Source organism: Catellatospora methionotrophica, assembly GCF_011297335.1.
Taxonomy (GTDB): domain Bacteria; phylum Actinomycetota; class Actinomycetes; order Mycobacteriales; family Micromonosporaceae; genus Catellatospora; species Catellatospora methionotrophica.
On sequence record NZ_JAAOTJ010000001.1, the window covers coordinates 1,570,870 to 1,597,243 of the forward strand.

The window sequence follows — 26,374 nt, forward strand, 5'->3', positions numbered from 1 at the left end:
CCCCTCAGAAGTACGTCGTCACGATGCAGATGCCAGCCGACCCCGCACCACCAGCACGGTCAGTCGTATCCGCCACCGCCCCAGACCCACCCGACCCATAACCCGACGCCGACGTACCCGGCGCACCCGTCGACGTCGACGCCGCAGGCTGCGAACCGAACTGAGTCCGCCCACCGCGACCCGTGAAGACCAGCGCGCCGCCGATCACACGCCCCAGGTCGCCAGCCTCGCCCGGAATGTTGACGTCGCCGCCGGCTGCGGCACCGCCCGCGCCCGAAGCGCCTGTTCCGGTGCCTGTCGTGGAGGTCATTGCGCTACCGCCCACGCCACCTGATCCGGTCAGCCCGGCGAAGGTGGTAGCTCCGCCTGTTCCGCCAGCCGCCCCCGCGGCACCAGTGCCGCCTACGCCGACCGATACCGCCTGTGTTGCGCTCAGGTCCGAGGCTGCGTACATCTTCCGGACGTAGCCGCCGCTGCCTCCGCCGCCGCCGCAGCTCAGGCCCGATCCTGCGCCGTCACCGCCTCCGCCCGCGCCGCCGCCGCCGACAAGTTCGACTTCGACGATCAGTGCCCCGTCGGGTTTCTCCCACGTGTCCGCTCCGGCGATGTCGAACGTCTGCCGGTCGAAGCTGTTGACGAACGCCGCCCTTGTTTTCGAGGCGATCGTTCGTCTTCCTGCGGCGACGTCTTCGATGGTCATGGGCTATCCCCAGAGTCCTGTGTTGGTGACCGTGACGGAGATTCCGGCTGGCCAGGAGCGGTCGGTGCCGAGCCGGACGATCGTCATCGTGAGGTTCGGGTGCGTGCCGGTGATCGCCGTGCACGAGTACGTGAGGTGCGCGGCGCTGCTACCGATGTCGACGTTGAACGGAAACGTGGCGGGTTCGCTGACCGTGTCGCCGATCGCCCACACGTCATTGCCTGCGTTTAGCGTGATGCTGGTCTGGCTCGCCGTGATGTCCGCGGCAAGGACCGTGTCGTCCGCACCCCACAGATCGGCGGTTCCCGAGCCGTCGTCAGCGCCCCACACGCCGACGTCGTACGTGCTCGCAGGTGAGGTGTTGTTCGACACCTCCCACTGCTTGCTATTCCAGTGCTCGGTCGTGCCCTCACGAAGCACATCGATCAGCGCAATGGCCGCCTGCGAGAACGGGTTCGCAACGTTGATCCGGCCACCAAACGGCGGCATCGCCACCCATTGTGCAATCAGCTCCGGATGGTTCGCGAGGTTGAGGCCCAGGTCTGGCCAGCGGTCCTCGTCTACGGTCCCTAGGTGGACCTGCCACGCTGCGGCGTCGAGGAGCTGGTCATCGGTAGCGACCTCGTACGTGTCCGACGATCCGACGACCCGGTCCCGGGCCGGGTCCACACCCGGCGCGGTGACGGTGACGCTGCCGCCGTTCTGCCGGTTCGCGGTCCACTGGTTCCGGAAGTTGGTGCCGTCGTCGCTGGACTGCGGGTTCCCCGACGTCTGCTCCAGAGCCTGATCCAGGAACAGGACGACCGTCGAGTCGTAGCGCTGGCTCCGCGCTTCGTACCCGAGCCCGAACAGTGCCTCGAACAGCGCCCCGCCGTCGGCTTTCTCGCCCGCGCGGAACACCTCCAGCGCGGTCACGTCGTCCTGCGGGCCGAGCGGCTCCGACTCCGACGCGAGGCAGTAGAACGGAATGTTCTCCTCGTCGGCGACGCGCAGCATCCGTTCGTGCGCCTGCTCGCCGACGTAAGCGAGGCCGGCGTCGTAGGTGTTGGGGTCGGCGGTGTGGTTGTACCAGGCAAGCGTTGAGATCGATGCGATGCCGATGCCGTCGACGCCCGCGTAGGCGTTCGCGCCGGGCTGGTCCTGGCACGGGTTGACTACGAATGCGCCCGGCACGCCGAGGGTGCCCGTGTCGGACGCAACACCTAGGAGGCTGCCGTCGAGGTAGGCGGCGATGTCGACGTTGCCGCCGTTCTGGGCCATCGTGACCCGCAGCTGCCGCCATGTGCCCTGAATGTTCGGCACCGTCGCTTCGACGGCGAGGGTTTCGGACCGGAACGACTCCGACGGCGGTGACGCCGTGTACGCGGCAATGTTGAACCCGATGTTGCCCAGCCCAGGGTTGCCGTCGCCGCGGCCGACGAACAGCAGGATGTCGAACGCAGGGAACGTGCCGCCGATCATGTCCCACTGCAGCGGCACCGACGCCGTGAACGTTGAGGAGTCGCCTTCGAGGGTCCGGAACCACAGCGTTGCCTGCCACGCCCCAGTGTTCGTGACGGTCGGGAGGCGTCCGTACAGACCGCCCTGGGAAGCGAAGTCGGGGGCGCTGCTACCGCCAGGTGGACCGTCGACTGCCGCGAACAGCGGCGCTACAGTCCCGAAGGTCCGTAGTTGCCCGTGTCCGAGCGCAGACTCTGCCGTGGATGCGGTTGCGCCGTCTTCGAGGGTCCAGTAGCCGATCAGGCCCGTGGAACGGGACACCGCCCGGTACAGCGGTCGGCCGAGCTTCGGCGCGTCAACGAGCTGATTCAGGATGCCCGAGCAGCTGATGTCAACGGTCGCGTCGGTGCCGGTCGTGTCCCACCGCTTCGGCAGGTTATCGATGTACAGGTGGGCGCGGTCGATCCAGCCGGAGCCGGGGTTGACGGAGAACCAGATCGGCGTGAACCGCTTCAGGTACGGGGCGTACGGTGAGAACGGGTTCTGGCGCGAGAAGCGGCCGTCGGTGTTGGTGAGGATCGCGGACGCGCTCGTGGACGAGACCCGTGAGTCCTCGCTGCCGCGCCCGGACGTGATCGTGACGCCGGGATCCCAGCGAACCCAGGTCGTGATGTCGGCCCATCCCCACTCCCACCACGGGCGGGAGAAATCGGGGGTGAGCGCGATCATCGCCCGGACACCAAGGTCCGTTTCCGGGAACGTGACCGCTGCGGGCGTGCCGGAGGAAGGCGACGCCCTGCGTCCGCCCCTGCGCTCCCATACCGCCCAGCGGGCGGCGACACTCCCGGCCACTGGTCACTCGTCCCAGCAGATCCACGTGATCATGCTGACAGCGGCGGCGAACGTGACCCGGACCCGCAGGAACCGCGACACGTCGATGATCGGCCGCTCGTCAGGCATCCACTGGAACGAGTACGGGGCCAGGCCGCCGCCGCCAGCAGTCAGGCCCGGAACCTCGACCACGTCGTGCACGCGGGAGTTGCCCGGCGTGTTTTCATTCGACGACGTGTACCCGGTCGCCGAGGCGCCCAGCGTAACCAGCGACGCGGGCTGCCCAGGCGTCAGCGGCTGCACCCCGGCGGCAACGTGCGCGGTGACGGTGGCCGCGGTGTTGATGTCGAGAAGTTCGACGATGCCCGTGCTCGTCGTGGCCGGCGGCGCGGTCAGGCTGAACCCCCAGCTGATGAGCTGAAGCTGCCGCGTGGACGGTGTGGCGACCTGCAGCATCGTTTTGATGGACGTGCCGGTGGTGACCGCGACCTGCGCGGCGGTGGTCGGTGCGGGTCCGTTCCATGTCTTGTAGCGGTGCATGTGTTACCTCGTCTTTCCGTCGCCGAAGGCGAGCTGGACACTGCCGCCGCCGCGGACCTTGACCTGCCGTAGGAACCATTGGAGGAACGCGGCTTCGAAGGTGCCGCGCATCCCGGAGGCTTCGAGCACAACGGTCGGAGACCCTCCGCCGCCGCCGAGCATCCGTTCGGTCGCGCCGTTGGGGTGAACCATCGACCCCTGCGGAAGCGCGAGCAACTGCCCACCGCCGGGCATCGAGATCAGCTCCCGCGACCGCTCTGCCACCGAAACGAGACCGCCGGCGATACCGCCGTGGTCGAGTCGCGGAATGTTGACGGTGCCGAGGGAGCCTCCGCCGATCTGTTGCCCGAACCAGTTCATCGACGGCAGGGACAGCTCAAGGCCGTTCCACTTGTCGATGACCCAGTTCAAGGCGGCCTTGAAGCCGTCCTTGATCGGATTCCAGAGGCCGCCGAGTGCCTGCGCCTTCAACTGGCCCGGCAGCTGGCTCCACTTCTTGATGAACTTGTCGATGCTGGTCGTCCACTCGTCGACCTTGTCGATGATGCCGCCAAGCTTCTTCGCGGTTTCTACCGCGTCGTCGCGGAAATTCTGCAGGTCGGTGATCCAGTCCCGGATCTTCTGCTGGTTTTCTTCGTCCTTCAACCAGTCGGAAAGCTCGCCTAGGCGGGTGTTGACGCCGTCGAGCCAGCCTTCGGACTCGCGTTTCGACGCCGGGAACAGGATCGAAACGATGCTGCCGAGGATCGAGAGGACTTTTCCGCCGATCTCCCGGACCTTCCGCAGGTTCTCGGCCGCTTCCTCGAAGAACTTCTTGAGCGACCCGTCCTTGTCGGCCTTCTTGATCTTGTCGGAGAACTTCTCGATCCACCCCAGTGCCATATCGGACAACTCGTCCCAGAATGGAATCGACGCGCGCGCCAGCCGGCCGATTGCATCCAGCAGCTTCGGGACGGTCTTCTCGCCGATCCGGTCGAGAGTCTTGTCGAATGACCCGGTCGCCGCCTCGATGTTCGACAGGAACTCCTTGTCGCCGAGCGCCTCCGTGGTGCCCTTGGCGATGCGGTTGAGGCTGTCCGCGGTGCGTCCGAGGATCCGGTCGAGAGTTGGGAAGCTCCGGTCGGCGAGCCGCTGCACGGCCCGGTCCAGGCCTTCGAAAAGCCGGTCCTGCGTGGCCCGTTTGATTCCGTCGAAACGTTCCTTGATCTGCAGCAACTGCCGGATGAACGCCTGCGCGTTCGGGGACAGCTTGGCCATGGCATCGTCGAACGCGTTGACGCCCCCACCAGCACCGCGTTGCGCCTGAGCGAGGGCGTAGGTGGCCTGCTCAATCTGGCGCTGCGCCTGCCGCTGCCGCTCCAGTGCGTCCTGCACACGGTCGGAGCCCTCGACGCCCTTCCGGTCCGCTTCCTGCTGCTCCTGGCTCAGGTCCCCGACCCGGTCCCGGACCTCCTCCAGGGTCTGCTTCGCCTTCCGGAGGTTGAGTTCAGCCTCCCGGTAGTCGAGCGCCGAGCCGCCGTTGCGGCGCACATCCCGCAGGCGGCGTTCAGCCTGCGCAACAGCGAGAACTGCGCCCTCCTCGTCGAGGCGCGCACCAGCCACGGACCGGGCGAGGTCTTCGAGCCGCTCCTGCTCGTCCATACGGGCCCGAGTTACGGCCTCCTGCGCCTGGACCGCAGACCGTTGGGCGTCAGCGAGCGCGAGCGTCGCCTGCCGCACCTGGTGCGCTGCATCAGCCGCGGACCGGCCACCGCCGCCCGCTTTCTGCCCCGCCGCCGACCACGCGTCACCGACCCCGCCCAGCCCGACAAGGAGCGTGCCCAGCACAGATGCCAGGCCCACGCCGGCTGTTGCCGCTGATCCGAACGCCCCGCCGATCAGATAGATGGCAGGCGCGAGCACGATCAGTGCTGCCGCCGCAGCCAGCGCTGCCGTACCGAGCCCGACCAGCGCCAATATGATCAGGTTGATGCCGCCGGTCGCGACCGTCGACTCACCCAGCCCAGCGAGCGCCGGGAAGATGCCCGCCAGGGACTTCCCGACCGCATCAGCCATGCTCTGCGCCTGGTTCGTGACACCTTCGAACACCTGACCGACTGCATCCGCGCCCTGGCTGCCGCCCTGTTCGAGTTGCCTCGTGATCCCCTGCTGGAATGCGTCCCCGGCCTGTGCGCCCGCCTGGGCGAGTTCCCGCGCTATCTGCTCACCGATCTCTTGTGCCCTACGCCGCGCAGCCGCGAGCCCAGGATCGACGTCGGGTCGGACGGAAACGCGGATCTCGATGTCATTCAACTGCGGGCACCTCCTCGGGCTTCGCCAGGTTCACGATGCTGATCAGTCGGAGTAGTTCGGCATCTTCGTCAAGTAGCTGCGAGGGCAGGCACCGGAACCGTTCGCAGAGGCCGATGATGGTCTCGGCGCGGCTCAGCTCGTCGGGCTTGGTGACAACTCGTCCATCGGCAGCGATGCCTCCAGGGGTTGATCCCCACTGGATGAGCTGGGTCCTAAAGGGGCGGCTACCGCCGTTGTCGCTTCCCGGATGGCAGTCATCACCGCCATCACCAGCGGAAAGTCCTGGCCCTCCAGAGCCTCCGGGGTGATCGGCACAGGGATGCCCGGCCCGTCAGGGTCGTCGGGGTTCGGGTCCTCCAGGTTCCACCACACGATCGTCTGCGACAGGTCACGGAACATCTGCTTGAGCGCGTCACGGACCTCCGGGGACCGGTCCTTGGCCTCCCGCAGGCTCTCCAGGTCCATGAGGTCGAACAACTTTCCAAGGCTCAGCCGCTTCGCGCGAATGTTCAGGCCCTCGAACTCCGGGTCGCTGAACGTCAGGTTCAACAGGGGACGCTTGTAGCCCATCAGGCGCTCGTCCACGTCGGGACGACACCGTTGGCGAGCGCGCCCGGCACGGTCCACGTCAGCTCACCGGTCTGTGCGCGAGTCAGCGCGTAGTCGGTGAGGATCAGCATTGCCTGCGGGGTCGTGCCCAGCGTCTGCCCGGACACGGTCAGGCTGAACTCACGCGCAACGCTCGTTGACGGCACGGACTTGAACACGTCGTGGGAGGCGTTCGACCCGTCGTTGAATACGCCGTTCCAGTTTGTCGACATGTCGGCGAGCAGCAGCAGCCGCTCGATCGCGGACTTGTCGATACCGGTCACGTCCTGGACGCCACGGGGCGTGGCGAACGTGAAGTTGGTGATGTCGTTGCGGATGTCGCGCAGTGTGCCGGTGGCGTCGTCGACCGACATCGCCGTCCACGCGAGGCCCGATTCCTTCATGTCCTGTTCCTTTCTAGGTATGCGGCTGCAGCTTTCAGCAGGTCGATGTCGTCTTTGAGCAGGCCGATCGCCCGATTGCAGCGGTGGCAGAGGAGCCCACGAACGCGTCCTGTGGCGTGGTCGTGGTCGACCGGCAGCCGGACGTATGGCCGTTTGGACCTTGGGTCAACGGTCGTCTCCGGTTGCTGGCAGATCGCACAAACGCCGTTTTGCTCGGCGAGCATGCAGTCGTAGTCAGCTGGAGTCAGTCCATAAGCGGCCATAATCTGGAGACGCCGCCGGTTGGTCAGCCCGCGCTCGGTATGACGGCTGTACCAGTCCCGAGCACCTGTGGCGCAGCAGGGCTTGCACTTGCTCTTGTAGAGCGCCGTGCCGTCCTTCTCGCCGCGTGGCGAGAATTGGGCATACGGCTTCACCTCCCGGCAGGTACCGCACTCGCGGGACTCCGGGCCGATGAACAGGCTGGACTGGCGGGGCACGTCTCTCCTATCCCTGCTGGAAGCGGTCGGCCAGCGTCTGCTGGTGTCCCCCGAAGTCCTCGACCCAGTGCTCGGGCCGGGTGTGCCGTACGGGCTCGATACGGCGCGGGTTGCCGCGCCAGTCCCCGCCGAGAACGAGGAAGTTCTCCGGCCGCTGCAGGCTGACCTGGTGCGTGGCGAAGCACTTCTGCCCGGCCTCGAACGTGAACTCGATCAGCCCTGTCGGCGTGCGGGCTTCGGTGAACTTGCGTCCGGAGTCGCGGCGGATGTAGTTGGCCTGCTTCTGCCCGAGGTCGGTGGTCTCGTCGACCGTCGTTCGCCAGCCGTTGGCCTGCGCACCGCAGTTGGCCTCGGTGCAGGTGCCGGGCCGGAAGTGCGTGGCAACCGGGGACGTGATCGCGTAGGTCTTGAACGCCTCGGGCGGCAGCTTCGGTGCGATGCGGTTGATGGGGCGCATGGGGGCTCCTAGAAGGCAGTGGCGACGTCGTTGCGGGCAACCATCACGGCGAAGACCAGGGAGCTGAACCCGCCGGAGGTGGTGGTGACGACACGCAGGTACCGTTCGACGGTCTGCGCGCCCGAGGTAGCGATCCGCTGCGCGGTCGGCCCGGCAGTGACCTGCGTGAACCCGCCGCCGGTCACGTCGGCCCAGGTGTCGCCCACGCCGTTGTCCGACGACTGCTGCAGTTTCACGGTGGCGTCGGTGCCGGTGAAGTCGAAGACGTGCAGGAACGCCTGCAGGCCGAACGTCGTCGACCCCGTTCCGAAATCCACGCCTGTGCCCGAGGTGGCACCGGTGTCGGTGCGCTTCCCCGCGGTGAGCTGGCTGCCCCAGTTGAGGCCGAAGCCGTTGCCCTGCGCCGACACAGCGAACGTGAAGCTGCCGTCCTGGCCGCGGGTGCCGTCGTAGTTGACCTGCTTCGCGACGATGCCCGCCGCCGGCGACCCCAGGGCGGTGCCGCGGCAGTAGGTGCCGAGCACGTCCGTTGTCGGGAGCGCGGACAGCTTCGCGTGGGCCTGCGCGAGGGCCGGGTTGAAGTACGACACCCACTCCAGCGCGCCGTCCCGGTTCAGGCCGATGCGTTCGAACGCGCTCTTGTCGATCCCGGTAACCGGCCACGGCGCGGGGCCGCCGCCGATCCGGCCCAGGCTGTTGGTGTCCCCGGACGCGTCGAAGCCGGTCAGGTAGAGCGCGTCCCCCAGTCCAGACTGCTTGCTCACGGCTAGCTCGCCTCCGCCCACACGTCGTTGACCACCAGCGGAAGCGTGATGGTGAAAACCCGGAACACCCCGGCCTCGATCTGCTGGTAGCCCGCCCGGCCGCCCAGCGGTGTGCCCTTCGCGCCGCGAACATCGACGTTGCGGATGAGGCCGCCGAGGGTGAAGTCGCCGATGTACGCGCCGAACAGCAGGTCCAGGGCCTTGACCATGGCCGGGTCGAGGGTTTCGGGCGCGAGATCGTCAACGTGCATGTAGAGCCGCACGTTGTAGATCAGGACCATGCCCGTTGCGGCGAGGCCGGAGCCGGTCGTGTCGGTGAGGAGGTCCTGGACCCAGCACGCACCAGACAAGCCAGCTCCGGGCGAGTTCTTCGGCTCCGCGCCGTTGAACCGCTCGAACACGCCGAGGGCCTGCGCGTGGGAGCTGACTGCGGCGGTGAGGCCGTCGATACCGATGCCCATGTCAGGTCACCGCCCTGAGCCTGCGGTCAATGGCCTGTTCGGCGATCGGCTTTGCGGCTTTCGCCAAGGCCTGGGTTACGCGCCGCCAGTTGTGGTAGCCCTTAAACCGGGTCACCGGGTAGTTCCGGGAGCCCACGCCTTCGAGCCACGGCCCGTAGACGACATCGGAGTCGTGGATGATCGCCAACTCGGGCGTGACGCGCTCAGCGACGGTCCGGGACTCGTAGTACCCAGTGGGGTTCTTGAACGTCTTGATGTACTCAACGCCGAGCATCCCGCGACCGGTCTTCGCGATCTCCCACGTGGCGTCGGCCGCGCCCGCGCGGATAGCGGCTGCGAGGCGGCCGTCGAACAACGGCCCGTGAACATCGACATCGACGATGTACATGTCACACCGCCCTGTGTCGGGCTTTGCGGGCGTACGACCGGGCCAGCGCGTCGCGTGCCTTGACGAGCGCGCGCCCAGCGGCCTCGCGCTCGTTCTCGCCCGACCCGACGGTCCGGGCCCAGCCGCCCTGGTCGCTGAGGACCGTGACAACCGCGAGCGCGACAGCGTAGTTGCGAACCTGCGCTGGCACGAGGTGCTTGTAAACCGTCGCCGAGGTGGCGTGGCTGGCGGCGGTGGTACCGAGTGCGCCGCGCTGCACGGTCAGGGTGCGGGGGGCGTAGATGTCGGCACCCGAGATGTGCGCGGCGAGGACAGAGCCGTCCCAGGCGCGCTTCACGGTCAGCGTGTTTGCGGCGATGTCGATGATGAGCATCCGCTCGCTGTCGATGAGGATTACCTCGTCGACCGCGAACGCCGCCCCACTACCTACGGCGACGGTCACCTCGTTGTTCATCGCGCCGAGGTTCGCGCCGAGGTTCTGGCCGGTGTCGAGCTGGCTCTTGGCGGTGACGATCATCCGCTCTGCGCCGACCCGCAGGATCTGGCCAACGCCGATCGCAGCGCTGTTGCTGACGTCGACCGCGGTCTCGGTGTCGTCGAGAGTTTCCGCGAGCGTGCCAGCGGTGGCCCCCCGGGCGGTGTAGCCCCACAGGCCGGTGATCTCGATGGCGCGCTGGATGTTCGACCCGCCACCCCAGACGGCGTTGCCGTCGCGGTTGACCTGGACGTTCGTGAACGGCGGGCCGGAGTTGCGCGGTTCGAGGTAGTAGTCGCCGTCGGTCAGCGTCACCCCGCCAGACACGACCGCCGCAGCCTCGATCAGTTCGTTGCCGTCGAGCCACAGCCGCCACGACCGGCCGCCCTGCTCGCGGGGCCAGTCCCACGACTTCGTCGCGAGCATCGGGTAGAAGCGGCGGTGCGTCAGCCCTTCGATCTCCCCAGTCGCGCCCGCGATGGCCCGGTCGATCTGCGCGGCGGTGCGGGCGGTCTCTTTCCAGTCCTGGGCCCGCATGACGTCCTCGCGGGTGCAGTACCAGACGTCAGCGGTCTGGTCGTCGCCTACGGCGGCGCTGGTGACCTCGACGAGGTCGGACGCGTCGCCTTCGGTGGCGGACCAGACGATGACGTAGTCGCCGAGCGCGGCATCGCCTGCGGGCGTCCACGTGTAGACGTAGATCCCGGTGGCAAGGTTGCTGATGCCGGTCGAGGTGGGGCCAACGACGGGGCTGCCCCCGGTGACGGGGGTGATGGTGATGGTCAGGTTCGTGACCGCGGCGTGCGGGCCGCCGATGTAGTCGAACCACTCGCTGAGGAGCGGGATCGGCATGCCGCGCTGGGTCGTCTCGGTCATGTCAGGCCGCCAGCGTGTACGTGATGCCGTCGAGCAGCCAGGCGGTGCCCGTGCCGACGGTGATGTTGGCGCTGTAACTGACGAGGCCGCCCGTGGTGATCGTCAGCGAGCCGTTCGCGGCACCGACACCAACGACCCGGACCGGAAACGCGACCTCCGCCGCCGGACGGGCCGACGTGTTGAGGGTGCAGATCGTCGCGCCGGAGGTGTAGTTCGCGCCTGCGGCGATACGCCCGCGGAGGCGGATGACACTGTTCGGTTCGGTGCGGGAGGCGACGTCGTAGTACGGCGTGCCAGCGTTCGACATGCTCGCGGCGTAGCTGTCGGGTGCGGTCCACGCGCCTGCGTCGAGGCCGAGATCGGTCTTGACCTGGGCGTAGGTGCGCTCGACGAGGGCACCCGTGCCGTTGCCCTTGACGTACGAGTTCGCGGTCACGCTAGTAAGGCCGGTGCCGCCTGTCGCTACGCCGTGGGTGTGGTTGCCGAGCGCGACCGTCGTTCCCGAGGTGCCCGTGGGGAGTTGCCCTACCGGCACCGTCCCTGACGTGATGTCGGCACCCGAGTGGGTGTGGCTGGCGGGGGCGTAGGTGCCAGTGTGGGTGTGGTTCCCGAGGGCAACTGTGCTGCCGGACGTGCCGGTGGGCAGCTGCCCGATGGGAACAGTCCCGGAGGTGATGTCCGCGCCCGAGTGCACGTGCGCCGTGGGTGTGCGGGCGTCGGACAGCCGTGAGTCGTTGCCCTGCGCCGCGGTGCCTGCGCTGGTGCCGTACGAGACGGCCAGCGTGCGGTCTGCGGCGAGGCTGCCGCCGCCAGTGAGCCCGGTGCCTGCGGTGACTGTGCGGGTGTTGGGGACCAGCGACGCCGAGGCGGTCGCGATGGCCGCGGTCGTGAACGCGCGGTCCCCGTGTGGGTCGGTGTCGCCCTCGTGCACGGTGATCGCCGCGTCGACCACTGGGCCGACCGACTCCTCGACGGCTTCGTCGATCGCGGCGGTGCCGCCGACGTCGTCGAGGGTGATGTCGACTGCCCCGGTGCGGCCCTCGACGGAGGTGACCGCGCGTGGGTCGGACTTGTAGCCGGTGGCGGCCATGGCGGTCACCTCCTTTCGTCAGTTAGAGCTGGTCGGTCCAGCCGTCGAATCGGCAGCGGAGTTGGCCTTCGGGGTCGTCTTGGAGCGGTTCGCCGCACTTCGGGCACGCGACGGGTTTCGCGTCGAGCTGTTGCCGGATTTCGTCTCCGGCTGCTCGGACGATGTCGAGGTACTGCTGCCAGGAGATGGCTCCTCCCCTCCCTCGTCGTCGGTCAGGTGGCTGCCGGTGACGGTCGCGGTCGGGCTGTCGTCGTCGCTGCAGAGTGTCGTCCAGGAGCCGTCTGGTGCGGCCTCGACGCCGACCATCTCGACGCCCGTTCCGGGGAACTCGCGCAGCTCGGTGCCGTCGTCGGTCTGCCGCCCTGCCCAGGGCTTGACCTTTGGCGCGGGCGGAGGGATGACGCCGTCGTGGGAGGTGCCGCCGAGGCGCGTGTTCTTAGGCATCGACCTCACCCGCCTCCGGCGCGGCGTCGCTCTCGACGGCGGCCTGCACGGCGGGGTCCTTCGCGGACCCCTGCTCGGCCGACTTCTTGCCACCGCACTCGGGGCACCGCGGAGCACCGACCGAGTAAACGGCCGTGCAGGCGAGGCACACCAGGGCAGTCATCAGGCAGCCACCAGGCTCGCGCCGTTGTCGAGCGGCACCCACGTGACGACCCACACGATCACGCCGTCGGTGCCCGCAGACACGGACTCGATCTGCCCGGCCGTCAGGACGATCGGCTGCTTGATCGTCGGCACCGCGCCGGGGCCCTGGAGCAGCGAGTCACCAACCAGGCCCTGGAAGCCGAGCAGCGACCCGGCCGGGGTATCGGTGGTGCCGATGTCCGTCGCCGCGAAAAGGTCCTTGGTCGTGCCGACGGTCGGGTTGTGCTGGAGCTTGTAGCTGTTCGCGACGGTGATCGCGGTCGTGACTTCACCGACGATGCTGGTTACCAGCACCTTTCCGCCCGCCACGGTGAACAGCGGGATCGTCGTCGCCGCGAGGGTTCCGGTGGACTTCTCGGCGCGGTTTCCGAGCAGGATCGCCCGCTGCTGGTCGCTCTGGATCATGGTGGTCATGTGCTTCGCCTTCCTCGGCGTCGTCAGAATCGGGAGTGCCGGGCTCGTCGACCGGGCCAGATGCCTGCACGGACGCGGCCGGGCGCGCAGCGTTGGTGTGGCGGCAGTAGTCCAAGCCGCTCACCAGGCACGCGTACGAGCCGCAGCCCGTGCAGACAGTCCGGGGCGTCATGCTCAGGCCTGCGGGTTCCGCAGGTTCTGCGGGGCGCGCTGCACGTGCAGGTCACGGAGCAGGTACAGGACGGCGGTGTACTTGGTGCCGTTGGAGCCCTGGTCCGGGACGTTCAGGCTGATCCACTCGTAGCCGTCGGACAGCTGCGCCGCGTCGACCTCGATCACGACCAGCGTTTGCTTGGAAGCGGAGCCCGCGTTCGTGATCTCGGATGCGGCGGCCTGGGTCACCTTCGACCAGGTCTCCGACCCCGCGAACGTCGTCGCCTCTTTGAGGTAGTACTTCGTGACCACGTCCAGGTCGATGATGCTGCCGCCCGTCGCGGCGGTCGCCTGCTGCACGTCCACGTCGAGGATGTCCGTCGAACCGCCGTCGGTGAGGACGAGGATCGTTACACCGCCCGCGTTCTGCAGGTGGACCCGGTTGCCGGTGATCGCCGCAGCGACGGAATCCGCCGGCGCGGAGCCGACGACGACGTCGAAGAGCCTGCCGAGTGCGTCCATGTTCTTTGACTCCTTGCTCGGGATGGGGTGTCACTGCCACCCCGGGTGGTGGCCCCGACCAGGGGTTTATTGCTGGCCGGGGCCGGGAGGATGGGATCAGGCCCTGGTCGCGAGTTTCACGAACGGGCTCAGGGTCGCGCCGTTGTTCTTCGGGGTGATCGGGCTCTGGAGCCACGGACGGCCGTCGACGCGCTCGATGATGCGGTAGGCGGTGACGTCGTTGCCGAACTTGTAGTGCGCGGACGACAGCGCGGACATGACCTGCCGGTCGCCGATCAGGTAGAACCCGAAGTCGACGAAGTTGATGTCACCCGAAGTGCCGAGGACGCTGGCCTTCTCCGTGAAGATCACCGGGCGGCCGAGGATCGTCATCGGCGGACCAACCTGGCCGTTGTTCAGCCAGATCGCGCCACCGCCGGTACCGACGGACAGCGCCATCGTCGCCAGCTCCGGGAACGTGTCGATCGACGCGACCCACACCGCCCGGCCGAGGCTGGACGGCAGCATGCGGGCGTACATCTTGACGATGTTCTCCCACACGATCGACGCGGCGGGCTGGCCCGCCTCCTTCGCGACCTCGACCGCGGCCGAGTTGTTCGCGTCGAGGATGCCCAGGGGCATGCCGACGCCGGAGCCGTTGAGGAACGCGTCGTCCTCGTAGAAGCCCAGGGCCTCGGGGAAGATGTCGTTGATGAACGCCTCGAACGACATCGGGCTGTCGGAGATGAGCTCGTTCGGGGCTTCGGTGTAGGCGGTGAGCTTCTTCGCGTCGAGGACGATCCGCGAGAACGCGGCCTGCGACGCGGTCAGGGCCGCGCCTTCCTCGGTCCAGTAGCCGACGATGCCGCCGTAGACGGAGCTGACGTTGGACGTGGAGTCGATGGCCGGGAACGGAACCCGCAGCGTCTCCATCGGGATGACGCGGGCGCGGGGGCGGACGATCGACGTCTCCAGCGACACCTTGAGCAGCTCCGCGCGTAGCGTCTCCGGGATCAGGAACCCGCCCTCGCTGGGAACGGTGCTGGAGAACGCGTTGCGGATCCGCTGCAGCCGGGACTGGTTGTCGGCGGTCCGGTTCGCGTTGTGCCAGATCGTCGCGAAGTAGTCCGCGCTGCCCTTGTAGTCCCGGTCGAGGGCCGCGCCCATCGCCTTCGGGTTGTAGAGGTTGGACCGGGCCCCGCCCTTGTCCAGGACGTCCTTGGGCGTCAGGTCGAGCCGGGCGACGCCTTCGGGCTGGTTCTCCTTGAGCCAGTCCGCGAGGACCAGCTGGACCTCGTTCTGGACCTGCGTCGCGATGGACAGGTCCTTCTGGTGGACGTGCCGGGCGTACGCGGTGATGAACTCGCCGAACTCGCCGTTCTTCCCGTTGAAGACCGCCTGCATCCTCGGGGCGTCGGTGAGCATCGCTTCCAGCTCGGCACCGGTCGTCGGGATCGCGATCCGCTCGGGGGCGGCGGGGTTCGCCCGGTTGAAGACCTTCCCGACGTCGCGGGGGTCGATGCCCGCCTTGTCGAGCATCTGGAACTGGGCACGGGCGACCGCGATGTCACGCTGCCGCCGGGTGGCTGTACTCACAGGGTTGCCTCCTTCAGGCTGCGCACGAACGACGTCGGGTCGATCGCCGGGAACAGTGGCTCGTCGGCAGGTGCCGGGGCCGGGGGTGGTACGTCAGGGGCCGCGAGGGTGTTCGCGGCGAGCCGCATCGCGGCCTGGAACACCGACGGCGTGTAGCCGCCGATGGCCAGCTCTGCGGGCTCGGGTTCGGGCTCAGGCTCCGCGGCGGGCGGCTCCTCGGCCGCGGCACGCACGGGCGTGGGCGCGGCGGGGGCGTCGAGGGCGAGCGCGCCCATCGTGTCCCTGAACTGGGCCGGGTCGAAGCCGGGCATCGGGTCCAGGGCCGCGGTCATGCTGGCCTTGAACACGGCCGGGTCGAACGCGGGCACCTCAACCGGCACCTCTGCAGGAGGTTCGGCGGGCTGCTGCGCGGGCACCTCAGCTGCCCGCCCCTCCCGCGCAGCAGCCGCCTCCACGCGCGCAACAGACGGCGCAGGAGCGCGCGTCCGGCCCGCGAAGTTGAACACCGACAGGTCCCAGTCAGCGGCGACCTGCTCCATCGTCTGGACCGCAGCGACGTCGTCGGCGAGACCGGCTTTGACGGCTTCCTCGGCCGAGTACCAGGTTTCGGCCTTCATCCGAGTACGCCACTCAGCCGCGGTCCCGCCAGCCTTGCCCGCGTAGAACCCGGCGATGTCCGCGCTGGTGCGGTCGAGGAGTTCGATGTAGGCGCGCATCGCGTCGACGTTCCCGACCGCGAACCCATGCGCGTCGTGGATCATCATCTGTGAGCCGCGGCCCATCGTGACCGTGCTGCCCGCCATCGCGATCACCGAAGCGATCGACGCGGCCAAGCCGTCGACGTGGACGTTGATGCGCTTCTTCGACGCGACGAGCGCGTTATAGATCGCGACCCCGTCGAACGCGTCCCCGCCCGGACTGTTGATGTGCAGGTCGACTGTCGGGGCCTTGACCTGCGCCAGTTCCTGCACGAACTGGGCTGCGGTCACGCCCCAGCCGCCGATCTCCGAGTACAGGTAGATCTCCGCGACGTCACCCGCGCGGTTCTCGACCCGGAAATCCGCCGCACCGCTCGCCTTCGAGCGCGCCTGAGCACGCCCACGCCGTCCACGCATCGCGCCCCTGCCTGCACTGTTCGACGGCGCGGCGTCATCACCGAGCGCCATGAGGGTTTTCATCTGCCGCTGCAACGTCCGCCAGTTCGACAGGTCCAGGCGCGCCTGCTTCTCGTAACCGATCACGTCGTCCCACGACCAGTCGTCGGCACCATGCGGCTTCACGGCCAGGTCGAGATACCAGCCGCCCTGCTCGTCGTCGTCGCCCCAGATCTGGAAAGCGATGTCACCCCAGCTGCTGCCAGCGACGACACCTTCACCGATCAGGTCGTCGATGTCGTGGTTTTCGAAGTAGGCGGCCTCGGCAGCCTCAGCGGCTTCGACCTTTGCGCGGGCGGCACGGATCGCTTCGGCGTCTGCGTCAGCGTCGTAGGCCGTCTCGTACTCGGCCTGCGCGTCTTCGATGTCTTCCCAGAGCTTCTGGATCTCGCGCTGCCGGGTCTTCGCCTTGCTGACCTCGACATCGATGGCGGCGTTCAGGTTGTCGACTGCGGCCTGGTCGAGTTTCGCTGTGCCGCCACGGTTCGCGCCCGCCCACTTGCTCGCGTCGCTGACCGCGACGACGCCGATCCGGAGTTCGGTGCCGCTGTCGGTGCCGATGGACGCGAGGACAGGGGTACTGGTCGAAGACTCGGTTACCGAGCCCTTCCGCGACCCGAGCAGGCGCTCGCCATCGTTGAGGGTGATCCGGTCGGAGAGGCCGAGGGCGTCGTCGGACCATTTGCCGTCGGAGTCGCGGCGCTGGCTGGGGTCGTACTTGCCCGCGAGCCGGTCCTGCAGTGCGACTGCGGCGACGAAGAATCGGGGTGTCCGCTTCATGCGCCTGCCCTCGGGTTCCACGTCGCACGGACGGTCCCGCGGCAGCGGTTACGGCCCAGGCACGCCCGGTAGGTGCCGCCGCCGTACGCGTCCCAGGCGGCCTTCCAGGACTCGAACTCGGTCCCGTCGATTTCCCGGCACGGCTTGCACGTGTTCCGGTCAAGGGTTTCGCTCGCCCAGTAGATCGTCTGCGGGACGTCGCGGACGGTCTCCAGGCGCCCGACGTTCTGCGCCCGGGTCAGGGCCGCGCCGAGTTGCTCCCGCAGGTACGCGTCGGACAGGCCTTCGAGGTGCGCGCCGACCTGGAGGGCGACCTGCTCGGCGGCGACGCCGGGCGCGTACACGCGGACGGCTTCCTTACCCGCGGCCTGGGCGAGGCCTTCACCGAGGAGCTGCGCGACTGCCTCAGCGATCGGGTCCAGGCCGGGCAGTGACACGGGCACGGGCACCTGCACGCCCTGCGCGGCCGCCTCAGCAGCCATACGGCGCGCGGCACGGGCACCCATCGCGGCCATCGCCGCGGTCAGGACAGCGGTCGCGGTTACGACCGTGACGGTTAGCGCAGCGAGCGCGGCAATGTCTCCTGCGGCGACGATCGCGATGACCTGCGGGAGGAGTTCGGCCTGCTGGGCGGCGGTGATGCCAGCCCAGACGACGAGCAGGGCCGCGAGTTGTTCTTCCCAGTCGGCCTGGACCTGCTCCATGTCCGCATCGGGCTCGGTGTCGTCCGGGGCGGCGTTCCACAGGCGCAGTGCGGCGGGTTTCTTCGCCGGCGGCTTGGCGTCGGCCTGTCCGGGCTGGCCGGGCATGACCGGCGGTGCGGGTGGCTCGGGCTTCTCCCACTTGAGGGTGTCCGGCAGGTCCAGCGCCGTCTTCACGGAGTCGCCGTCGAACCCGGCGTCGATGTACGTCTTCGCCGCCGTCGCCTTGCTCTCCCGCTCGGCGTTCTGCGCGGCGGCGTCCGGGGGGATCGGGTCGTCGTAGTCGAACTCCAGGTTGGCCGCCGTGTCGCCGAACATCGGCAGGAACACCGAGTTGAGGGCGTCTTTCCACCGGTCCAGGCGCGGCACCGCAAGCCACTTCGCGTACATCGCATCGGACGCCTCGGCGGAGGCGCGGTTGACGTCTTCGACGATGCCCTGCGCGAACTGCGGAAACCCGAACGCCTCACGGATCCGGTTCGGCGCGATCTCGGCCAGCTCCGCGAACTGCATCTCCCGCTGGGAGATCTTCGCGTCGACCCACTTCATGCCGTTCTCAAGGATCGCCACACGGTGAGCGTTCGACAGGCCCTGGTGGGACTCGGCCCAGCGGTCGCGGAACTCGTTGAACTCCTCGTCCGACAGGCGCTCCTCAACCTCGATCACACCACCGGGCTTCGCACTGTTGCGGAAGAAGTTCCGATTCCACTCCTCAGAGAACTTCTGCGAATCGATCGTCCGCAGCAAAGCCTGCACCGGGCCGAGGCCGCGGTAGTGGTTCTCCGGGTCGGGCTGGAACATCGGGATGACGTCGTCGATCTCCAGCGGCACCTGCTCGCCGTTCGGGCCCGTGTAGATGTACCCGGTGATGAACTCCTGCGGGTGCACCGCGGGCCGGATCCGGTCTGGGCGGACGGGCCACAGCTCCAGCGGGATCGACCTGGCGAGGGGGTTCCGGGCGACGATGAGCCACGTCTCGCCGGTGAGGTCGTTGTGCTGCTGCCCGGATTCGATGAGGCGGCGCTGGGTGAAGAACTTGTTGGGCTTGTTCCACACGTTCAGGGCGAGGTGCCGGGTGACCTCTTTGCGGTCTTCTTTCTTCCCGGATGCGGCTTTCTGCCAGAGCTTCCAGCCGACGGACCCGGTGGTGGTCATGAGCCGGTTGACGAGTCCGAACAGGGTGCCGTTGGCCCCGTAGGCGCGCATCTCGGCTTCAGCGCCCTTGGGCTCCGAGTAGATGTGGGAGAGGCCGTTGGCGTAGGAGGCGGGGACGTACGGGACGGGTGCCTTGTTGCTGGCACGGGTCAGGGTGCTGATCAAATCCCTCACCGCTGCCCGGCCTCGGCGTCGTCGTCGCCGCTGTCGCTGAGGAGCCAGTTGAGGACGAAGCACGAAACGCCAGCAACGGCGATGCCTGCGGCGGGGGCGAGCATCCAGGCGGAGACGGTGAACGCGGCGAGGCCTGCGAGCTGCAGGACCGCGGACCGGATGGTTGTCGCTTTCGCGCGCAGGGAGGCTGCGGCGGCGGCGAGCGCTGCGGTGACGGCGGCGGCCCGGTTGCTGATCGCGCGGCCGACGCCGGCGAGCGGGTTGCGGGTGGGGGCGGCGTGCGCGGCGATGCTCATGCGGGCTGCTCCGGGCGGACCACGCACAAGGCAGCACCGACGAGGGCCTGCGCGAGGGGGTCCGGGGAGGTCATATGCCTAGGGGACCCGACTAGCCCCCGGCAGATCCACTTAGCTGTGGTGGCACAAATGTGCAGGTGACGCGTGGACGCGCCAACATCACAAAAGTGCCACCAGTTGGAAGGGTTACGTCGTGCGGATCTGCGGCCTGCCCTTCGCCAGCAGACGGTGCAGCGCCTGGCTCATCCCGTCGACCTGGTCATCGTGTGCGCCGTTCGGGAACGCCGCACACTCATCGACGAACGCACCCACCCACGGGGCCAGCTTCGCCGCTGGCAGGAGCACGTCACCGGCCTCGACGTACGGGGCGATTGCGGACGCGCGGGCTTCCTTGGAGTCCTTCGGCGTGTACGCGATCACACCGGAGACCTTCTTCCGGAGCATCGAGATGATCGCCGGGCCGTTCGCTTTGTCCTCAACGACCTTCGCCCGCGCCTGCGGCCACTTCGCGGCCAGCTGCTCCAGGGTCGTGACGGTGACGGTGAAGTCCATGCGCGCCCTCACCTGGTCCAGGAGCCATGCTTTGACGCCGTCGGATGCCCAGACCTGCATGACGACGAAGTCGGAGTGCTTCGTGTCTTTGAACGTGGCATCGACGTGGATCTCGACGGTGACGGTGCCCGGCACGTACATGCTGCCGTCGCCCTGCGGGACCGCTCGCGGGGTGTCGTAGTACTGCCACCAGTCGCGTTTGAAGATGTTGCCGTCTGACGGCGCGGGATGGCCCTGGTAGAGGGCTGCCCAGCCGCGGGAGCCTGCGTCGCGTTTGCGCTGGAGCCAGTTCGCGGTGTCGCGTCCGCGTGCGGATTCCATGAACTCGCCTGGTTCGCGGCCGAGGACGTCGTAGCCGAGGCAGCCCTTCCGCCCGTTGCACTTGCATTCGATGCCTTTGTCGGGGTCGTGTTCGGCTTGGGCTTGGATGTTGATGACGTGCCATTCGTCGTGGCCTTCGTTTTCCTCGTTGGTGAGGAACCCGGCGAGGTCGTCTTCGTGCCAGCGGGTTTGGACGAGGATGACGACGCCTGCGGGTGAGAGGCGGGTGGAGCCGACGGTGCGCCACCAGTCTTTGATGGTGTTGCGGATAGTCTCGGAGTCGGCTTCGCCTTGGTCTTTGTGCGGATCGTCGATGATCATCAGGTCTACGGGGCGGCCGGTCAGCGAACCCGTCACCGACGACGTGATCATGCCGCCGCCCGAGCCCTCCAGCTGCCACTCGTTCGCAGCACCCGACGTGTTCGACACGACCAGGCCGAGGTCCGGGTAGTCGTTGACGTCGTCACGCACCCGCCGGCCCCACCGCCGGGAGATCGCATCCTGGTAGCCGATGTTCGCGATCCGCAGGTCACGGTCGTGGAGCAGCGCCCAAATCGGGAAGAACCGCGAGCAGCGCACGGACTTGCCCTCCTGCGGCGGACACGTGATGATCACGCGCTTGGGTCCGGTCCCCCGCACCGCTGCGACGAGCGCCCCGTCGAGGATGTCCAGTGCAGGCGTCTGGATCGTCTTCGGTTCGATGTGCCTGGCCACGTCGCCGGGGGTTGCGTAGGTGCGGGTGTTCGTCGTACCGAGCATGGCGGCGGCCCGGTCCAGGACACGCAGGTTAACGCCCATCAGGACGCCTTTCCGATCATGCGGCCTGCCTTTTGGAGCCGCTTGTCTGCCTTGATCCTTGAGTACCTGTCGGCTGCCCGCTCGGCATCAGCCCGGCGCACCTCCGGGTTGAGCATCCGCACGACGGTGTTGGGCTGCCACTGCTTGCCGCGCTTCGTCGGCACCTCGTCGGCGTTGAGCGCGTCGGCGATGTCCCGGTAGGACATGCCGTCGTCGCGCATCTGCTGGATCCTGGCGAGCACAGCAGCCTCCACGGGATCAGCCTTGAGCGCCTTGTCGACGGCCTGCTGCCCGTAGGCGGGCGCGCCGCCTGCGTAGCCGCCGGCGGCCATCTTGGCGAGCCGGCCGCCCTTGAGCCGCTTGATGATGAGTCCGCGTTCGAGCTGGGCGAACACGCCTGCCATCTGGCGCATGGCGGTGCGCATGGGGTCGCTGTCGTCGTCGGGCAGGATCTCGCCCTGGTCGGTGGTGAAGACGCGACCACCGTGCGCCCACACCACCTGGAGCGCCGCCTCCTGAACCGTCAGCTCTCGTGCCAGGCGGTCCATGTTCGGAGCCAGGATGCCGTCTGCGGTGCCGTCAGCAACCATCTGGAGCGCTTTGGACAGTTCCGGGCGCTCGTCTGCATTGACCGCGCCGGACACGCCGCCGTCGAAAAACACGGTGACAAGCTGGACGCTGTTCTTCTTCGCCCAATCTTTCATGTCCTTGGTCTGCACGTCGGGGCCGTATCCGTCGAGCTGGTTGGCGGTGGACACGCGGCCGTAGGCGACGAGCCAGAGCTTCTTCGTCATGCGTCTATCGTACACGAGAATCGGCATTATCGTTACGGTGCTGGTCAGTGGCTGTCTCGGTCTCGCCGAACACGAACGCATCGAGCCGCTGGAGTGCTTCGGCGGACATCCTTTGGATGATCTGGCCCAGCTTCTTCGTGTCGCAGTGCTCGCAGCCCGGCCCGCAGCACTCCAACGGCTGGCCCCAGAGGGTGCCGTGAGGAAGGCCAGCAAACGGCATCCACCCGGGCTCCTGCTCGTGCCCGAACCAGCAGCCACGCTGGCAGCGTCGGGCGTGGTTGCGGAAGGGCGCGTAGCCGTTGAGCCACGGTCCCCAGTCGTGGCCGTCGCGCTCGCAGGTGGCTTCGGTCTCGCGCTGCTGGCGCTCGCATTTGTCTGCGGCAACGAGGAGTTCGTCGGCGAGCCGTCGTGCTTCGGTAGGGGTCAGCCGTTCATCTTCGTCGCCGAAGCTGATCACGATGTGGTCGTTCTCCACGCGGACGGTCATGACCTGCTCCCAAGCGCAAGCTGGACGTTGTCGCCGTTAGGCGGGTCGGGAACCTCGTTCCAGCGGCCAGCCCACATCGCATCGGCGTGCCCGGCAGCCCACGCGCGCCAGCGGCGGCGGGACCAGACAGCGGTGCCGTACATGCCCACGTACCAGCAGGCGACGAGCACCTGCTGACGGGTGAGGTGCGGGTAGCTGCCGGTTGCGAGCTGGACGCTGCCACCGGGGCCGTAGACGAGCCGGGCAATGGTCTCGACTGGGATGCGCGTACCGCCGACACACGGGGTGCCTTGCTGCACGCCAGGGAGGATCCAGACGTGAGGTTCAGGCGCGCTCACCGGAGTGCCTCCATGTTGATGCCGACGATGCTGTAGTTCACCGCGCCGCCTCCCGACCGGGCAACGCCCGCAGGTGCCCGCGCACAACCTCACGCGCCTTCACCGCCGCAGGCCCTGCCACACCCGCGCTCGCAAGCCCGGCCTCGACGGCGCGGACGATGACAACTGCGGTCATCTCGTCGATCCGGGCGAGCCGCTCGTCAATGTTGAGCTTCGCGATCGTCGCCAGCACCGTGTTGCACCGGTCCATCGCCCGCTCCAGTAGCTGAACCTCGCCGCGGATCTGCTCGGTGCTGATGTTCGACTCGTACCGGAGCGCGTGCAGGTCCACCCTGGCGGCGAGCGCGTCCTTCCACTCCACAACCTGCCCAGCCAGCTCCTGCAGGGCGCGGAGCGGGTCGGTAATTGGCGAGGCGTTCAGGATGTCCCGAGCCTTCGTGATCTCCCGCCGCACCAGCTCCTGGTGTGCCGCCACGCGGTGGGTCGGTGTTGCTCCTCCATGCATCTTGCAGGCTCCTGCCCCTGGGTGATCGGTGCCCCATCCGGCGGGCCGAGTGCACGTTCCCTCACCCTGGCGCTTCCGGCTGCCACATTTCGGCTTGCCATGTCCATATGCCGCCCGGGGCTTTGCTGCGTCCACGGTCACGTTGTCGGCCCTCCGTTCTCGTCTTTCGCTCTCAGTTGCCCTGTGCGGGTTTGGGTGTCCGCTCGTACGGGGGTGGGGCTGTTGTCGTCTCCACGGGGCTCCTGGGGCCTCCGTTGGCCGCGTCTCGCGGTTGCTCCCCCGGTACGTGCGCACTGTTTCCGTGGGAGGGATCTGCGGGGCGCACGGCGTGCTGTCGTGCGATGTGCGCCCCGGCGGCTTCGTCATCGTTCACGGACTCAGCCTCAATGGCCTTCGCGATCTCCTCGGCGACCTTGGCGCGCTCGTCTGCCCTCGCTGCGGCTTCGATGCGCGGTACGGCCGTGTGGATCGCGATGGAGACGACCCGGAGTGCGTTGATGGCAACGAGGTCGCCGAACTCGGGTGTGGTCCATGGCTTGAGTCGGTCGAGTGCTTCGTTGATGGCGGCTTCGATCGTGTCGGTCAGCTCAGCCATGTGCCTGCTCCTCGCTGCTGGTCGTGGTCCCGTCGACGCTGCTGCTCGGTGGGGGGCCGAGGCGGATGGCGCGCATCCAGGCGGCAACCCGCTCGGGATCGCCGGTGGTGACCTCGTCGCAGGGGCACCAGGTGCATTCGTCGTCGTGCCAGTGGACGGTCATCGGGCGTTCTCCTGCCTGTCGGTGTTGTCGGCGGTGTGCGTCACGGCCGCACCTGCGCGGGTGTGGCCTTGCGCTCGGCCTTGTCCGTGCACCACCAGCACCCGCCCAGCGGACAAGTGGGCTGCGGCTCGTCGGCGATGGCAGCAAGGGCGGCAGCAGCGATCCGGCCCACCTCGGCGGCCAGCTCCAGCTCACCCGGGGCGGCGGTCATCAGGTCGTGGTAGTCGGCGAAGTCCGAGTTCAGCGGGATGACGATCGACCTGCCTCGGAGGTCGGTAACGCCGGGCCAGTAGAGGCGCTTGTAGAGGCCGGTGCGCTGTCCGGCGTAGGTCCATCCGGCAGCTATGAGTGCGCTGACGACGCGCTCCGGGTCTGGCAGGTCGGTGCTCACGGGCTCTCCTCGGTTCGGGTGTTGGTGCGGCTGGCGGTGGCGTACGGCAGGCGCTCAGCCCGCGGCGGGCTCGGCGTGGAACTCGCCGAAGCGCTCCGGGTGCGGCCACGTGCGGGGGCGTCCGGTGCGGGTGCCGTACGTGTAGGTGCACGGCTCGCCGCGCTTGGCACCGCAGCCGCAGTCGCCGAACTCGGACCAGTCGGGCTTCGTGGCCTTCGGCTCGTCGGCGGGCTCGGCCGTGGTGGCGGGGTTGGCCTCCAGCACGTCGGCCACCTGAGCCAGCACTCGTCGCGCGGTCGCATCCGGGTACGGCCCGTCGACGCCGAGGAAGCTCCGGCCACGGGACACGTACTCCAGCACGGGCCGCATCCGGGCGATGAGGGACTCCAGCAGCACGACGCGGCCGTCGTCGCTGTTGTTGAGTGCCCATACCTCGCGCTTCGCCTCGTCCAGTTCGGCGCGCACCTTGGCCAGTTCCTCGCGGGCGTCATCACGCTCTTCGCCGAGCTGCCGGATCGCCTCGCCGGTGATGGACGCCATGGCCGCGCCCTGACGGCGTTCGGTGGCCAGCTCGTCCAGCAGCGCGGGCAGGGCGTTGCGTGCGGCGGCGATGAACTCGGCGTCGGCCTTGTCGGAGCATCGGGCGGCCGTGTTGGTGCCGCCTTCGTTCTCGCCGAGGACGTACCAGGGCTGGCCCCGGAACTCCTGGTCGGCGATCCATGGCGCTCCGGTCGCGGCCTGCTCCAGCGCCCTCAGCGTGTCGAGGTCGGTCGTGGCGGGTGTGGTGGTCATCGGTCCTCCAGGTTGCGGTCGGTGGGTGGTCAGGCGATGGCTTGGGACGGGCATTCAGGCGCGTGGTGCATGACGCCGTTGAACAGGCGGTGCGGGCCGCAGGTGCACGTCTCCATGGCCACGCAGTCGGGGCAGGTGTCCTCGCCGCCGGGCTGGGCGACCCGCCAGCCGTTGCGCTTGGCCTTGCGCCGGATCTGCGTGGCGGTGGCTGTGGGGTCGAGGTTGCCGTCGGTCCATTTGGCGCATCGGTCGCAGTGGATGGTGCGGATCGTCGAGACGCTCATGTCGGTTCCTCTCGGTGGCGGTGGGTGGGCGCGGCCTGGTCGTGCCGCGCCCGACGGAGGTCAGCTCGCGGGGAAGTGCTCGTCGCGGACACGGCGCACGATCGCGTCGTAGCGCTTGATGAGCTGCTCCCACCCGTCCTCGTCGTCGTCGTTGCATGCCTCGGGGAACTCCTCGTAGAGCACCTCGGACTGGCTGGACGCCTCGGTGCAGAGGTTGTCGATAGCGGCTCGAATGTCCTGGCGGGCGACGGCTTCGAGCTGCTCGTCGGTGATGGCGGCGGGCTGGGGCATGTCGGTGTTCTCCTCGTCAGCTCGCGGCGGCGGCGTTCGTGGGGCGCAGGGTTAGCCGACGGTTGATCGCGACCATGCGGCTCATGCCGTGGTCGATGCTGCCGTCGTCGCAGGTCGCGGCGCACTTCTCGTGGTAGGCGACGGTGCCTTCCTTGTAGTACGCCTCGCCGTTCTGCATCGTCGTGTCGCACAGTTCGCAGAACTCGCTGGGCTGCTCAGCGGCGTAGTACGGGGCACTCATCTCGGTCTCCTTCGTGGTCCAGTCGAGCCGGGCCGTGTGGCCGCACTCGCATGTTTCGTGTCCGTGTGGGCTGTTGTGGTCGAGGTGGCGGATGGTGCCGGCGGGCTGGGGGCCGCAGGTGGCACTACAGCTCGTCGTGGAATTCGGCGTTGGCGCACGGGTTGGCCCAGCACTGGCCGACCTGGTCCCAGTCGATTTCGAACGTGATGGGGTTCTGCCAGTCGTAGCGCTCGGTCGGGCCACTCATGATCGAGAACACGGCGACGTCGGCCTCCTGGCGCGCGTTGTTGCGGAAGTACGCGAGCGCGGCGCAGGGTCCGCAGCAGGTGGTGCAACAGCCCTTGATGTCGTCGTCTTCGAGGGCGAAGAACGCGTGGTTGATGTGGCCTGCGATGAGGTAGCCGATGACCTGCTGGTGGTTCATGGTTGTTGCTCCTTCGCGTATCGGTGGGCAGTCGTCGGTGC

34 protein-coding genes are annotated in these 26,374 nt (G+C 68.2%); all 34 read right to left on the reverse strand.

The features are described 5' to 3' along the window. Window positions 1–4 precede the first annotated feature (4 nt). The 34 genes from HAV40_RS06865 to HAV40_RS07030 all read right to left on the reverse strand — a co-directional run bounded on the left by HAV40_RS06865 (window position 5) and on the right by HAV40_RS07030 (window position 26,333). Complete coding sequence (locus HAV40_RS06865; protein ID WP_166379883.1) at window positions 5–700, reverse strand: glycine-rich domain-containing protein; 696 nt, start codon at window positions 698–700, stop codon at window positions 5–7. A 3-nt stretch (window positions 701–703) separates the two neighbouring features. Next, window positions 704–2,869, reverse strand: coding sequence for a hypothetical protein (locus HAV40_RS06870; protein ID WP_166379884.1), 2,166 nt, complete (start codon window positions 2,867–2,869; stop codon window positions 704–706). A gap of 126 nt (window positions 2,870–2,995) precedes the next feature. After that, window positions 2,996–3,511 (reverse strand): hypothetical protein, encoded by a 516-nt coding sequence (locus HAV40_RS06875; RefSeq protein ID WP_166379885.1) that lies wholly within the window; start codon window positions 3,509–3,511, stop codon window positions 2,996–2,998. Window positions 3,512–3,514: 3 nt separating this feature from the next. Further along, window positions 3,515–5,803 carry a coiled-coil domain-containing protein gene (locus tag HAV40_RS06880; RefSeq protein WP_166379886.1) on the reverse strand — a complete coding sequence of 763 codons (2,289 nt, stop codon included), beginning with the start codon at window positions 5,801–5,803 and terminating at the stop codon, window positions 3,515–3,517. 132 nt (window positions 5,804–5,935) lie between these two features. Further along, a complete protein-coding gene (locus HAV40_RS06885; RefSeq protein WP_166379887.1) occupies window positions 5,936–6,388 on the reverse strand; it encodes a hypothetical protein in 453 nt (150 codons plus the stop codon). Then, window positions 6,373–6,795 carry a hypothetical protein gene (locus HAV40_RS06890; protein ID WP_203671472.1) on the reverse strand — a complete coding sequence of 141 codons (423 nt, stop codon included), beginning with the start codon at window positions 6,793–6,795 and terminating at the stop codon, window positions 6,373–6,375. The genes HAV40_RS06885 and HAV40_RS06890 overlap by 16 nt, the downstream gene beginning before the upstream one ends. Next, window positions 6,792–7,274, reverse strand: coding sequence for an endonuclease VII domain-containing protein (locus HAV40_RS38355; protein ID WP_239086412.1), 483 nt, complete (start codon window positions 7,272–7,274; stop codon window positions 6,792–6,794). The genes HAV40_RS06890 and HAV40_RS38355 overlap by 4 nt, the downstream gene beginning before the upstream one ends. Before the next feature lie 7 nt (window positions 7,275–7,281). Then, a complete protein-coding gene (locus HAV40_RS06900; protein WP_166379888.1) occupies window positions 7,282–7,731 on the reverse strand; it encodes a hypothetical protein in 450 nt (149 codons plus the stop codon). 8 nt (window positions 7,732–7,739) lie between these two features. Beyond that, window positions 7,740–8,495, reverse strand: coding sequence for a hypothetical protein (locus tag HAV40_RS06905; RefSeq protein WP_166379889.1), 756 nt, complete (start codon window positions 8,493–8,495; stop codon window positions 7,740–7,742). Between the two features lie 2 nt (window positions 8,496–8,497). After that, a complete protein-coding gene (locus tag HAV40_RS06910) occupies window positions 8,498–8,956 on the reverse strand; it encodes a hypothetical protein (RefSeq protein ID WP_166379890.1) in 459 nt (152 codons plus the stop codon). A gap of 1 nt (window position 8,957) precedes the next feature. Then, entirely contained in the window at window positions 8,958–9,344 is a 387-nt protein-coding gene (locus HAV40_RS06915) for a hypothetical protein (protein WP_166379891.1), read from the reverse strand. A gap of 1 nt (window position 9,345) precedes the next feature. Beyond that, window positions 9,346–10,695 (reverse strand): hypothetical protein, encoded by a 1,350-nt coding sequence (locus HAV40_RS06920; protein ID WP_166379892.1) that lies wholly within the window; start codon window positions 10,693–10,695, stop codon window positions 9,346–9,348. A gap of 1 nt (window position 10,696) precedes the next feature. After that, complete coding sequence (locus tag HAV40_RS06925; RefSeq protein ID WP_166379893.1) at window positions 10,697–11,785, reverse strand: hypothetical protein; 1,089 nt, start codon at window positions 11,783–11,785, stop codon at window positions 10,697–10,699. 18 nt (window positions 11,786–11,803) lie between these two features. Next, a complete protein-coding gene (locus tag HAV40_RS06930; protein ID WP_166379894.1) occupies window positions 11,804–12,229 on the reverse strand; it encodes a hypothetical protein in 426 nt (141 codons plus the stop codon). Beyond that, window positions 12,222–12,392 carry a hypothetical protein gene (locus HAV40_RS06935; RefSeq protein WP_166379895.1) on the reverse strand — a complete coding sequence of 57 codons (171 nt, stop codon included), beginning with the start codon at window positions 12,390–12,392 and terminating at the stop codon, window positions 12,222–12,224. Before HAV40_RS06935 ends, HAV40_RS06930 begins: the two co-directional genes overlap by 8 nt. Next, window positions 12,392–12,847 (reverse strand): hypothetical protein, encoded by a 456-nt coding sequence (locus HAV40_RS06940; RefSeq protein WP_166379896.1) that lies wholly within the window; start codon window positions 12,845–12,847, stop codon window positions 12,392–12,394. Before HAV40_RS06940 ends, HAV40_RS06935 begins: the two co-directional genes overlap by 1 nt. Before the next feature lie 174 nt (window positions 12,848–13,021). After that, window positions 13,022–13,522 carry a hypothetical protein gene (locus HAV40_RS06945; protein WP_166379897.1) on the reverse strand — a complete coding sequence of 167 codons (501 nt, stop codon included), beginning with the start codon at window positions 13,520–13,522 and terminating at the stop codon, window positions 13,022–13,024. A 96-nt stretch (window positions 13,523–13,618) separates the two neighbouring features. Further along, window positions 13,619–15,097 carry a phage major capsid protein gene (locus tag HAV40_RS06950; protein ID WP_166379898.1) on the reverse strand — a complete coding sequence of 493 codons (1,479 nt, stop codon included), beginning with the start codon at window positions 15,095–15,097 and terminating at the stop codon, window positions 13,619–13,621. After that, window positions 15,094–17,031 carry a head maturation protease, ClpP-related gene (locus HAV40_RS06955; RefSeq protein ID WP_166379899.1) on the reverse strand — a complete coding sequence of 646 codons (1,938 nt, stop codon included), beginning with the start codon at window positions 17,029–17,031 and terminating at the stop codon, window positions 15,094–15,096. The genes HAV40_RS06950 and HAV40_RS06955 overlap by 4 nt, the downstream gene beginning before the upstream one ends. After that, on the reverse strand, window positions 17,028–19,052 hold the full coding sequence (locus tag HAV40_RS06960; protein ID WP_166379900.1) for a phage portal protein: 2,025 nt from the start codon (window positions 19,050–19,052) through the stop codon (window positions 17,028–17,030). Before HAV40_RS06960 ends, HAV40_RS06955 begins: the two co-directional genes overlap by 4 nt. A 5-nt stretch (window positions 19,053–19,057) precedes the next feature. Further along, the gene (locus HAV40_RS06965) at window positions 19,058–19,357 is read right to left on the reverse strand and encodes a hypothetical protein (protein WP_166379901.1); all 300 of its coding nucleotides are present in this window, start codon (window positions 19,355–19,357) and stop codon (window positions 19,058–19,060) included. 186 nt (window positions 19,358–19,543) lie between these two features. Beyond that, window positions 19,544–21,028, reverse strand: a complete 1,485-nt coding sequence (terL, locus tag HAV40_RS06970) for a phage terminase large subunit (protein WP_166379902.1) — start codon at window positions 21,026–21,028, stop codon at window positions 19,544–19,546. Further along, window positions 21,028–21,822: a recombinase family protein gene (locus HAV40_RS06975; RefSeq protein WP_166379903.1), complete on the reverse strand. Its 795-nt coding sequence runs from the start codon at window positions 21,820–21,822 to the stop codon at window positions 21,028–21,030. The genes terL and HAV40_RS06975 overlap by 1 nt, the downstream gene beginning before the upstream one ends. Window positions 21,823–21,826: 4 nt before the next feature. Next, complete coding sequence (locus HAV40_RS06980; RefSeq protein WP_166379904.1) at window positions 21,827–22,309, reverse strand: hypothetical protein; 483 nt, start codon at window positions 22,307–22,309, stop codon at window positions 21,827–21,829. Further along, a complete protein-coding gene (locus tag HAV40_RS06985) occupies window positions 22,306–22,608 on the reverse strand; it encodes a DUF433 domain-containing protein (protein ID WP_166379905.1) in 303 nt (100 codons plus the stop codon). Before HAV40_RS06985 ends, HAV40_RS06980 begins: the two co-directional genes overlap by 4 nt. A 76-nt stretch (window positions 22,609–22,684) precedes the next feature. After that, window positions 22,685–23,122 carry a hypothetical protein gene (locus HAV40_RS06990; RefSeq protein ID WP_166379906.1) on the reverse strand — a complete coding sequence of 146 codons (438 nt, stop codon included), beginning with the start codon at window positions 23,120–23,122 and terminating at the stop codon, window positions 22,685–22,687. Between the two features lie 202 nt (window positions 23,123–23,324). Continuing rightward, on the reverse strand, window positions 23,325–23,747 hold the full coding sequence (locus HAV40_RS06995) for a hypothetical protein (RefSeq protein WP_166379907.1): 423 nt from the start codon (window positions 23,745–23,747) through the stop codon (window positions 23,325–23,327). Further along, a complete protein-coding gene (locus tag HAV40_RS07000; protein WP_166379908.1) occupies window positions 23,740–23,910 on the reverse strand; it encodes a hypothetical protein in 171 nt (56 codons plus the stop codon). Before HAV40_RS07000 ends, HAV40_RS06995 begins: the two co-directional genes overlap by 8 nt. A gap of 40 nt (window positions 23,911–23,950) precedes the next feature. Then, on the reverse strand, window positions 23,951–24,301 hold the full coding sequence (locus HAV40_RS07005) for a hypothetical protein (RefSeq protein WP_166379909.1): 351 nt from the start codon (window positions 24,299–24,301) through the stop codon (window positions 23,951–23,953). A gap of 54 nt (window positions 24,302–24,355) precedes the next feature. Next, window positions 24,356–25,093, reverse strand: a complete 738-nt coding sequence (locus tag HAV40_RS07010; protein ID WP_166379910.1) for a hypothetical protein — start codon at window positions 25,091–25,093, stop codon at window positions 24,356–24,358. 29 nt (window positions 25,094–25,122) lie between these two features. After that, window positions 25,123–25,377 carry a hypothetical protein gene (locus tag HAV40_RS07015; RefSeq protein WP_166379911.1) on the reverse strand — a complete coding sequence of 85 codons (255 nt, stop codon included), beginning with the start codon at window positions 25,375–25,377 and terminating at the stop codon, window positions 25,123–25,125. Window positions 25,378–25,437: 60 nt separating this feature from the next. Beyond that, a complete protein-coding gene (locus HAV40_RS07020; RefSeq protein WP_166379912.1) occupies window positions 25,438–25,668 on the reverse strand; it encodes a hypothetical protein in 231 nt (76 codons plus the stop codon). Window positions 25,669–25,684: 16 nt separating this feature from the next. Continuing rightward, window positions 25,685–25,909, reverse strand: a complete 225-nt coding sequence (locus HAV40_RS07025; protein ID WP_166379913.1) for a hypothetical protein — start codon at window positions 25,907–25,909, stop codon at window positions 25,685–25,687. A gap of 124 nt (window positions 25,910–26,033) precedes the next feature. Beyond that, complete coding sequence (locus tag HAV40_RS07030) at window positions 26,034–26,333, reverse strand: hypothetical protein (RefSeq protein ID WP_166379914.1); 300 nt, start codon at window positions 26,331–26,333, stop codon at window positions 26,034–26,036. Between the last annotated feature and the right edge of the window lie 41 nt (window positions 26,334–26,374).

Excerpts from the sequence above, each read along its gene's own strand:
- HAV40_RS06865 (WP_166379883.1), bottom strand. The coding sequence starts at position 700 with ATGACCATCGAAGACGTCGCCGCAGGAAGACGAACGATCGCCTCGAAA.
- HAV40_RS06870 (WP_166379884.1), bottom strand. The coding sequence starts at position 2,869 with ATGATCGCGCTCACCCCCGATTTCTCCCGCCCGTGGTGGGAGTGGGGA.
- HAV40_RS06875 (WP_166379885.1), bottom strand. The coding sequence starts at position 3,511 with ATGCACCGCTACAAGACATGGAACGGACCCGCACCGACCACCGCCGCG.
- HAV40_RS06890 (WP_203671472.1), bottom strand. The coding sequence starts at position 6,795 with ATGAAGGAATCGGGCCTCGCGTGGACGGCGATGTCGGTCGACGACGCC.
- HAV40_RS06900 (WP_166379888.1), bottom strand. The coding sequence starts at position 7,731 with ATGCGCCCCATCAACCGCATCGCACCGAAGCTGCCGCCCGAGGCGTTC.
- HAV40_RS06910 (WP_166379890.1), bottom strand. The coding sequence starts at position 8,956 with ATGGGCATCGGTATCGACGGCCTCACCGCCGCAGTCAGCTCCCACGCG.
- HAV40_RS06915 (WP_166379891.1), bottom strand. The coding sequence starts at position 9,344 with ATGTACATCGTCGATGTCGATGTTCACGGGCCGTTGTTCGACGGCCGC.
- HAV40_RS06920 (WP_166379892.1), bottom strand. The coding sequence starts at position 10,695 with ATGACCGAGACGACCCAGCGCGGCATGCCGATCCCGCTCCTCAGCGAG.
- HAV40_RS06925 (WP_166379893.1), bottom strand. The coding sequence starts at position 11,785 with ATGGCCGCCACCGGCTACAAGTCCGACCCACGCGCGGTCACCTCCGTC.
- HAV40_RS06930 (WP_166379894.1), bottom strand. The coding sequence starts at position 12,229 with ATGCCTAAGAACACGCGCCTCGGCGGCACCTCCCACGACGGCGTCATC.
- HAV40_RS06935 (WP_166379895.1), bottom strand. The coding sequence starts at position 12,392 with ATGACTGCCCTGGTGTGCCTCGCCTGCACGGCCGTTTACTCGGTCGGT.
- HAV40_RS06940 (WP_166379896.1), bottom strand. The coding sequence starts at position 12,847 with ATGACCACCATGATCCAGAGCGACCAGCAGCGGGCGATCCTGCTCGGA.
- HAV40_RS06945 (WP_166379897.1), bottom strand. The coding sequence starts at position 13,522 with ATGGACGCACTCGGCAGGCTCTTCGACGTCGTCGTCGGCTCCGCGCCG.
- HAV40_RS06955 (WP_166379899.1), bottom strand. The coding sequence starts at position 17,031 with ATGAAGCGGACACCCCGATTCTTCGTCGCCGCAGTCGCACTGCAGGAC.
- HAV40_RS06965 (WP_166379901.1), bottom strand. The coding sequence starts at position 19,357 with ATGAGCATCGCCGCGCACGCCGCCCCCACCCGCAACCCGCTCGCCGGC.
- terL (WP_166379902.1), bottom strand. The coding sequence starts at position 21,028 with ATGGGCGTTAACCTGCGTGTCCTGGACCGGGCCGCCGCCATGCTCGGT.
- HAV40_RS06975 (WP_166379903.1), bottom strand. The coding sequence starts at position 21,822 with ATGACGAAGAAGCTCTGGCTCGTCGCCTACGGCCGCGTGTCCACCGCC.
- HAV40_RS06980 (WP_166379904.1), bottom strand. The coding sequence starts at position 22,309 with ATGACCGTCCGCGTGGAGAACGACCACATCGTGATCAGCTTCGGCGAC.
- HAV40_RS06995 (WP_166379907.1), bottom strand. The coding sequence starts at position 23,747 with ATGGCTGAGCTGACCGACACGATCGAAGCCGCCATCAACGAAGCACTC.
- HAV40_RS07000 (WP_166379908.1), bottom strand. The coding sequence starts at position 23,910 with ATGACCGTCCACTGGCACGACGACGAATGCACCTGGTGCCCCTGCGAC.
- HAV40_RS07010 (WP_166379910.1), bottom strand. The coding sequence starts at position 25,093 with ATGACCACCACACCCGCCACGACCGACCTCGACACGCTGAGGGCGCTG.
- HAV40_RS07015 (WP_166379911.1), bottom strand. The coding sequence starts at position 25,377 with ATGAGCGTCTCGACGATCCGCACCATCCACTGCGACCGATGCGCCAAA.
- HAV40_RS07020 (WP_166379912.1), bottom strand. The coding sequence starts at position 25,668 with ATGCCCCAGCCCGCCGCCATCACCGACGAGCAGCTCGAAGCCGTCGCC.
- HAV40_RS07025 (WP_166379913.1), bottom strand. The coding sequence starts at position 25,909 with ATGAGTGCCCCGTACTACGCCGCTGAGCAGCCCAGCGAGTTCTGCGAA.
- HAV40_RS07030 (WP_166379914.1), bottom strand. The coding sequence starts at position 26,333 with ATGAACCACCAGCAGGTCATCGGCTACCTCATCGCAGGCCACATCAAC.